The 7,795-nt window shown below is 73.8% G+C and carries 8 protein-coding genes; 5 read left to right on the forward strand and 3 right to left on the reverse strand.

Translation table 11 applies throughout. The annotated features are described in order from the left end of the window. Positions 1 to 122: 122 nt before the first annotated feature. Complete coding sequence (locus ACE3O1_RS13595; protein ID WP_374315913.1) at positions 123 to 1,187, reverse strand: NADH:flavin oxidoreductase/NADH oxidase; 1,065 nt, start codon at positions 1,185 to 1,187, stop codon at positions 123 to 125. Between the two features lie 31 nt (positions 1,188 to 1,218). Here ACE3O1_RS13595 and ACE3O1_RS13600 point away from each other — a divergent pair, with 31 nt between their 5' ends. The 5 genes from ACE3O1_RS13600 to ACE3O1_RS13620 all read left to right on the forward strand — a co-directional run bounded on the left by ACE3O1_RS13600 (position 1,219) and on the right by ACE3O1_RS13620 (position 5,701). Next, entirely contained in the window at positions 1,219 to 2,052 is an 834-nt protein-coding gene (locus tag ACE3O1_RS13600; protein ID WP_374315915.1) for an NAD(P)H-hydrate dehydratase, read from the forward strand. Positions 2,053 to 2,095: 43 nt separating this feature from the next. After that, positions 2,096 to 3,301 carry a hypothetical protein gene (locus ACE3O1_RS13605; protein ID WP_374315917.1) on the forward strand — a complete coding sequence of 402 codons (1,206 nt, stop codon included), beginning with the start codon at positions 2,096 to 2,098 and terminating at the stop codon, positions 3,299 to 3,301. Between the two features lie 16 nt (positions 3,302 to 3,317). Beyond that, the gene (locus ACE3O1_RS13610; RefSeq protein ID WP_374315919.1) at positions 3,318 to 3,632 is read left to right on the forward strand and encodes an MTH1187 family thiamine-binding protein; all 315 of its coding nucleotides are present in this window, start codon (positions 3,318 to 3,320) and stop codon (positions 3,630 to 3,632) included. Positions 3,633 to 3,700: 68 nt separating this feature from the next. After that, positions 3,701 to 4,918 carry an MFS transporter gene (locus ACE3O1_RS13615; protein WP_374315921.1) on the forward strand — a complete coding sequence of 406 codons (1,218 nt, stop codon included), beginning with the start codon at positions 3,701 to 3,703 and terminating at the stop codon, positions 4,916 to 4,918. A 36-nt stretch (positions 4,919 to 4,954) separates the two neighbouring features. Further along, positions 4,955 to 5,701: an NUDIX domain-containing protein gene (locus ACE3O1_RS13620; protein WP_374315923.1), complete on the forward strand. Its 747-nt coding sequence runs from the start codon at positions 4,955 to 4,957 to the stop codon at positions 5,699 to 5,701. Position 5,702: 1 nt separating this feature from the next. On the opposite strand, the gene ACE3O1_RS13625 is transcribed toward ACE3O1_RS13620, so the two are convergent. Both ACE3O1_RS13625 and ACE3O1_RS13630 read right to left on the reverse strand, forming a co-directional pair. Then, positions 5,703 to 6,908, reverse strand: coding sequence for a homoserine O-acetyltransferase (locus ACE3O1_RS13625; RefSeq protein ID WP_374315925.1), 1,206 nt, complete (start codon positions 6,906 to 6,908; stop codon positions 5,703 to 5,705). Between the two features lie 157 nt (positions 6,909 to 7,065). Next, positions 7,066 to 7,795 (reverse strand): DUF2332 family protein (locus tag ACE3O1_RS13630; protein WP_374315927.1); only part of this gene is annotated, 730 nt, incomplete at its 5' end.

Consider the following 7,795-nt stretch of genomic DNA (forward strand, 5'->3'; position numbering starts at 1 on the left):
CGTCCGTTGGGGCGCACATCGTGCGCCCCAACGGCTGACGCGCGCCCCAAACCCCGATGCCGGGCCGGCCGCCGCCGGGCCCGACGTGCCGGGCCGGCCGACGCCGAGCCGGCGCGGCCCGCTCAGCGGCGGGCGCGGGCGTACTGGGCGGGCCAGTAGTCGATGTCGACGCCGAGCTCGGATGCCGCGCGCAGGCCGTAGTGCGGATCGCGCAGCCACTCCCGCCCGGCCATGATCGCGTCGGCCTCGCCCGAGGCGAGGATGCGCTCGGCGTGTGCCGCGTCGTCGATCATGCCGACCGCGCTCACCGGGACGCCTGCGCTGCGCCGGACGCGCGCGGCGAGCTCGACCTGGTATCCCGGGCCGGTCGTGATCCGCTGGTGCGCGACGAGGCCGCCGCTGGAGATGTCGAAGAAGTCGACCCCCCGCGCGGCCGCCCAGCCCGCCACCGTGGCGGTCTGGTCGGCGTCCCAGCCGCCCTCGGCCCCGTCGGTGGCGGAGAACCGCACGAGCAGGGGGACGCCGGGAGCGGCATCCGTCACCGCATCGATCACGCGCAGCAGCAGGCGCGCACGGTTCTCGAGCGAGCCGCCGAAGTCGTCGTCGCGAAGGTTCGACAGCGGTGAGAGGAACTGGTGCAGCAGGTAGCCGTGCGCGGCGTGGATCTCGAGCACCTCGAACCCGGCGTCGATCGCGCGCCGGGCCGCGGCGCCGAAGTCCCGGATCGCTCGCTCGATGCCGGCGAGGTCGAGCGCGGCGGGCTCGGAGAATCCGTCGAATGCGACGGCGGAGGGCGCGACCGTCGCCCATCCGCCGTCGGCTTCGGGCACGCTGCCCCGGCGGCCCGAGAGAGGCGACCACGTCGAGGCCTTGCGTCCGGCGTGCGCCAGCTGCACGGCGGGCACCGCGCCGCGGGCACGGATCGCGGCGACGATCGGCTTCCAGGCGTCCCGCTGCGCGTCGTTCCACAGGCCGGTGTCCTCGGGCGAGATGCGTCCCTCGGGAGAGACGGCGGTCGCCTCGGCGATGACCAGGCCCGCCCCGCCCGAGGCGAACTGCGCGAGGTGGGTGTGGTGCCACTCCTGCGGCACCCCGTCCACGGCGCTGTACTGGCACATCGGCGAGACCCACAGCCGGTTGCGCAGAGTCAGGTCGCGCAGTGACAGGGGCGTGAAGAGGGTGCTCATTCGGGGGAGTCTCCGCGGGTAGGGTGGCGCCATGACCCGGTCATGGACGGCGGCGGACGCCGGGCGCGTCCTGCGAAGGCCAACGGCCTCGGATGACAAGTATTCCCGCGGTGTGCTCGGGGTCCGAACCGGCTCCGACGCGTATCCGGGAGCGGCGGTGCTCGGCGTCGAGGCGGCCTGGCGCACCGGCGTCGGGATGGTCCGGTACGTCGGGCCGGAGCGTCCGACGTCGCTCGTGCTGGCCCGGCGACCCGAGACGGTCGCCGCCGAAGGTCGCGTGCAGGCGTGGCTGATCGGGTCGGGGACGGATGCCTCGACGCGGCCGGCGCATGAGACGGAGGCCCTTCGCGGCATTCTGCACGACACGGATCCGGTCGTTGTCGATGCGGGAGCACTCGACCTCGCGGCGGATGCGACCGCACCGCGCATCCTCACGCCGCACGAGCGGGAGCACGCGCGGCTGCGCTCGGCGCTCGGGCTCGGACACCCCCCGGACGACCGTGCGGCGGCGGCGCGGGAGACGGCGGATGCGACCGGCGCCGTGCTGCTCCTGAAAGGCTCGACGACGATCGTGGCGGCACCGGGCGCGGCGGCGATCGAGGTGTCGGCCGGGACGCCGTGGCTCGCGACGGCGGGCACCGGCGATGTGCTCGCCGGCGTCATCGGGGCCCTCGTGGCGTCGGCCGTCGCGGACGGGAGGGCGACGGATGCCGCGTCCCTCGCCGGTCTGGCCGCGTCCGGGGCGTGGCTGCACGGCCACGCCGGGCGCCTGGCATCCGCTGACCGCGGCGGGGGTCCGGTCACGGCGCTGGACGTCGCCGAGGCCCTTGCCCGTGCGGTGGCCGACGCGCTCGACGCCGTGTGACCCCGCGCCGGGCGGAGCTCCCGGCGCGAAATAGGATGACAGGGTGTCGAGGCGGGCGGGGCTGTGGGTGGGCTTCGTGCTCGTGCACCTCGTCGTCGCGTCGCTCGGATTCGTGCTGCCCAACATGCCCATGGGCGACGTCACGCTCGTGTACGAGCCGTGGGCGAGTGCGGCCGTCGAGGACGGCTCGATCATGGGCATCGCGCAGGCGTGGGTCTATCCTCAGCTCGCCATCGTGCCGATGGTGCTCGCCCTCGGCCTGGAGTGGATCGCCGGCTACGAGGTGGCGTGGGCGCTGCTCGTGACGGCGCTCGACGCGCTCGCCTTCGCGCTGCTCGTCGGCCGCGGACGATCGGCGGGCCGCACGACGGCCGCCGCGTTCTGGCTCGCGTTCATGCTGCTGCTCGGACCGGTGGGGATGTACCGCCTGGATGCCGTCACTGTGCCGATCGCGCTCGCCGCGTCGCTCTGGCTGGTGGGCCGCCCGCTGCTGGCCTCGGTGCTGCTGTCGATCGCGACCTGGATGAAGGTATGGCCGGCCGCGCTCCTCGCCGCCGCGGTGATCTCCGTGCGCCGGCGCCTCCCGGTGGTGGCGGGCGCCGTGATCGTCAGCGCGCTCACGGTGGCGGCGATCGTCGCGTCCGGAGGAGGGGCGCACGCCTTCGGCTTCGTCGCGGGCCAGACCGGACGCGGCCTGCAGCTCGAGGCGCCCGTCACGGCGTGGTACCTGTGGCAGGCCGTGACGGGGGTCGAAGGAGCTTTCGTCTACTACGACTCCGACATCCTCACGTTCCAGGTCACCGGTGCCGGCGTCGACGCCGTGATCGCCGCGATGACCCCGCTGCTCGTGCTCGCCGTGCTGGGCGTGGCGGCGCTGGGCGCCGTGCGGGCGTGGCGTGGCGCCACGTTCGCGGCGCTGTTCCCCCCGCTCGCCCTGGCGCTGGTGCTCGCCTTCATCGTCTTCAACAAGGTGGGGTCGCCCCAGTTCCTCACGTGGATCATCACGCCGCTGGCCGTGGGCCTCGTGCTCGACCGTCGGCGATGGTGGCCGCCGGCGCTCGCGGGGCTCGCCGCGGCGCTCCTCACCCAGCTCGTCTATCCGCTGGTCTACGACCGGCTGATCGTCGCGGATGCACTGGCCGCCGGCATCCTCACCCTGCGCAATCTCGTGCTGATCGCGCTGCTGGCGTGGGCGGTCGCACGGGTCGCGCGCACCCGCCCCCACGTCCGATCGTCGCTCACCCACTGACCCCACGGAGGTTCCCATGCTCGTCGCCTTCTCCGTCGCTCCCAGCGGCACCGGCAATTCCGACGGCTCGGTGCACGACGCCGTCGCCGCGGCGGTACGCGTCGTGCGCGACAGCGGGCTGCCGCACCGCACCACGTCGATGTTCACCGAGATCGAGGGGGAGTGGGACGAGGTCTTCGACGTCGTGAAGCGCGCGACCGAGGCCGTTCAGCCGTACGGATCGCGGGTCTCGCTCGTGCTCAAGGCCGACATCCGCCCCGGCTGGACGGGCGAACTCGACGGCAAGATCGACCGCCTCGAGGCCGCGATCGAGGAGCAGCAGCACGAGTGAGGCCGGCGGCCGCGGCGTCCGCTCGAATCGATTCGACAGGATGCCGCGCGCGCGGCTAGCATGACCGGGTGACCTCCTCGACTCTGACGAGGGGTGCGGCGACGTGGGCGCTCCTCTCCCTCGCCGTCGGCAGCTTCGGCATCGGCATGACCGAATTCGTCGTCATGGGCCTGCTGCCGAACATCGCACAGGACCTGCTGCCTGCCTCGTGGGCCGCCAGCCCCGAGGATGCGATCGCGCAGGCCGGCTGGCTCATCACGCTGTACGCGCTCGGCGTCGTCGTGGGTGCGCCGACCATCGCCGGGAGCGTGGCGAAGTATCCGCGGCATCGCGTGATGATCGGCCTGGCGCTCGCGCTCACTGCCTTCAACGCGCTGACGTTCCTGCTCCCGACGTTCGAGCTGGTCGCGGCATCCCGCTTCCTCGCCGGGCTGCCTCACGGCGCCTTCTTCGGCATCGGCGCCCTCGTGGCCGCCGACGTGCTCGGCCCGGGCAACCGCGCGAAGGGCGTGGCGTTCGTGCTCACGGGCCTCACCGTCGCGAACGTCGTGGGGGTTCCGCTGGGCACGTTCCTCGGGCAGCAGGTCGGGTGGCGCGCGGCGTTCGTGGTCGTCGCCGCGATCTTCGCGCTCGCGACGCTGCTCATCGGGCTCTTCGTGCCCGCGCACGAGGGAGAGCCGGGACGCACGCTTCGCGCCGAGCTCGGCGTCTTCCGCGTCGGGCAGGTGTGGCTCGCGCTCGGGGTCGGAGCGATCGGCTTCGGCGGGTTCTTCGCCGTCTACAGCTACGTCGCGTCGGTCGTCACGGAGGTGGCGGGCTCGCCGGAGTGGGTGGTGCCGCTGATCCTCGTCGTGATGGGCCTCGGGATGACGATCGGCAACCTCATCGGCGGCCACCTCGCCGACGTCGACCTGAAGCGCACGCTCATCGGCGGACTGATCGCCCTCGCGATCGTGCAGACGCTGCTCGCCCTGACGGCGCAGTGGATCTGGGCGGTCGGCCTGTTCGTCTTCGCCACGGGGCTCGTGGCCTCGGCGCTGAGCCCGACCATCCAGACCCGGCTCATGGACGTCGCCGGCGACAACCAGTCGATCGCGGCCGCCCTGAACCACTCCGCCCTCAACATCGGCAACAGCGTCGGCGCCTTCCTGGGCGGCATGGTGATCGCGGCCGGCTGGGGCTACGTCGCGCCGGCGTGGGTGGGCGTGCTCCTGGCGTTCGGCGGCCTGGGGCTCGCGGTGCTCAGCCTCGCGCTCGAGCGGCGGCGGGAGCCGGTCCTCGCCTGAGGTCGGAGCCGGGAGCCCCGGCCTAGAGTGGGTCGGGTGTCGGAGCAGACCCCCGCAGACCGCGCCGTGCGCGCCGTGGCCGATTCGATCGGGCAGGCCCGCGAGCGCACGCCGGATGACGGCGCCGACCCCGGCATCCCCGTGGCCGCGACCGTCGTGCTGCTGCGGGACGGGTCGGCCGGGCCCGAGGTCCTGCTGCTGGAGCGGCCCGACCGCGGCTCGTTCGCCGGGGCGTGGGTGTTCCCCGGCGGCAAGCTCGAGGAATCCGATCTCGCGGACGGCGAGGAGGCGTCCGCCCGCCGCGCCGCCGTGCGCGAGACCGCCGAGGAGACCGGCCTCGTGCTCGATCCCGCCGGGCTCGTGACGCTCTCGTGCTGGGATCCGCCGCCGGGCATCGCCCTCCGCATCCGCACCTGGTTCTTCGTCGCCGCGGCTCCGGCCGGGGACCTGCGCCTGCAGCCCGCCGAGGCCGTCGCGGCAGAATGGGCGCGGCCCGCCGACCTCATCGCGCGACACGGCCGGGGGGAGCTCACGCTCTACCCGCCGACGTGGGTGACGCTGCACGGGCTCGCGGCGCATCCCGACGCGGCGTCGGCGATCGGCGCCGCGCGCCTGGCCGGTGTCGAGAGGTTCGAGACGGTCGCCCGGCGCGGAGCCGAGGGGCCGATCCTGCTGTGGCAGGGCGATGCCGAGTACGACGCGGATGCCGTGGCCGCGGCATCCGGATCCCGTCACCGGCTCGAGATCGGCGCGTTGCCGTGGCGGTACTCGCGGGACGGGTGAGTCAGGACTCGAGCAGCCGGCGCACGTGCGCCCCGACCGCGTGCGTCTCGATCAGGAAGCCGTCGTGGCCGAAGTCGCTCGCCAGCACGACGGCGCCGTCGCCGTCGAGCGTGCGACGGATGCCGCGCGCGATGCGGTGCTGCCCCTCGATCGGGAACAGCCGGTCGCTGTCGATGCCCAGCACGAGGGCGCGGGCGGTGACGCGGGCCAGGGCGTCGTCGATTCCGCCGCGGTCACGGCCGACGTCGTGGGAGTTCATCGCCTCGACGAGGGTGATGTAGCTGTTCGCGTCGAAGCGACGCGTGAACTTGTTGCCGTGGAAGTCGAGGTAGGACTCCACCGCGAAGCGCCCGCCGTGCCCGAGCGGGCTGACCCCGGACTGCCACGAGCGCTGGAAGCGCTGGTTCAGCTCGGTCGGCGAGCGGTAGTTCAGCAGCGCCATGCGGCGGGCGAGGGCGAGGCCGCGCGTCGGGCCGTCGCCGTCGGCGGCGTCGTAGTACTCGCCGGACTGGAACCGCGGGTCGATGCGGATCGCCTCGATCTGGACGGAGTTGAGCGCGATCTGGTCGGCCGTGTTCACCGGCGGAGCCGACAGCACCCCGACCCGCTCGACGCGGTCCGGAAGCCCCACGGCCCATTCGAGAGCATGCATGCCGCCCATGGAGCCGCCCACGACGGCCGCCCACACGTCGATGCCGAGGGCGTCGGCCAGGCGCACCTGCGCGGCGACCTGGTCGCGGATCGTCAGGTACGGGAACCGCGACGCCCACTCGTACCCGTCGGGTCCGATGCTCGCCGGTCCGGTCGAGCCCTGGCAGCCGCCGAGCATGTTCGGCGCCACGACGAACCAGCGGTCGGTGTCGATGGGACCGCCGGGGCCGACGATCTCGTCCCACCAGCCGGTGGTCGGATGCCCCGGCCCGGCTGGTCCGCGAACGTGACTGTCTCCCGTGAGCGCGTGGAGCACGAGGACGGCGTTGTCGCGCGCGGCGTTGAGCTCGCCCCAGGTCTCGAACGCGAGCCGGTACGCCGGCAGCTCCCGGCCGCCCTCGGTGCGGAAGGATCCGAACGCGGCGAACTGGCGCTCGCCGACCGGGTCGCCGTCGCGCCAGGCTCCTGTCGCGGGTGGGCGTCCGAGCAGCAGGCGGGCGTCGGCCTCCGTCACCGGTGCCGAGGGCACGGTGTCTTCGGAGGTCTGCCAGTCCATTCGCCCATTCTCGCCGGTGCCGGACGGGGCGGCCCGACTGTTACGCGTCGAGGTCGCGGGAGATTCGGGGGGAAAGGGGTCGTGGGCGCGGCGGCACGCCGCGAATCTCCCCGTCGTTTGACAACGACTGAGCCCGACCGTGCGGCGCGGCGGCGGCTCAGGCCCGGAAGGGCGCCGTCTCGTACACGGCGCCGTGCTGTCCGGCGAGTGCGATCGGGCGGGCGTCCCAGGTCTGGACGAAGCGGTGGTCGGTGTCGAGGTCGCCGGGGACGAGCGCGTCGATCTCGGGCAGCGTGCCGAGGGTCTCGTTCGACAGCCACACGACGCGGCGGCCGACCCGCTCGCCGAGTCCGGCCATGAGATCGGCGAACTCGCGGCGTCCGGCCGCGTCGAGATTGAGCAGCACGGCGCTGTGGAAGACGACGACGGTGGCATCGGCGGGGGCGGATGCCGCGGCATCGGACACCCTCTCCCGCAGGTCGCCTCGCTCGATGCGCGGAGGATCGGCGGCGCCGATCGCCGCCGCCGCCCGCAGCCGCGCGACGCGCGCGTCGTGGTCGGGCCCGGGCCAGATGAGGTTCGCGAGCCAGTCGACGGCGTCGGCGTCGCCCGCGTCGATCGGGTCGAGGTCGATCCCGTGCCGCCACACGACCTCGGGATACCGCGACGGGACGGATGCCTCGTCGTCGACGCGGCACGACAGCACGACGTCGCTCGGTCCAGCCGGGGGATCGACACGGCGAAGCCCCGCCGGTGTGGCGTAGTCGACGCTGTACCGGTCGGGGAAGAGGCACAGCCCGGCGGCCGCTCCGACCTCGAGGAGTGCGATGGGCCCGTCGATGCGCGACAGCGGCGGCAGCCACGTCGCGCAGCGGTTCGCCTCGTTC

The sequence above is a fragment of the Microbacterium sp. genome, assembly GCF_041909575.1.
In the GTDB taxonomy this organism is placed as follows: domain Bacteria; phylum Actinomycetota; class Actinomycetes; order Actinomycetales; family Microbacteriaceae; genus Microbacterium.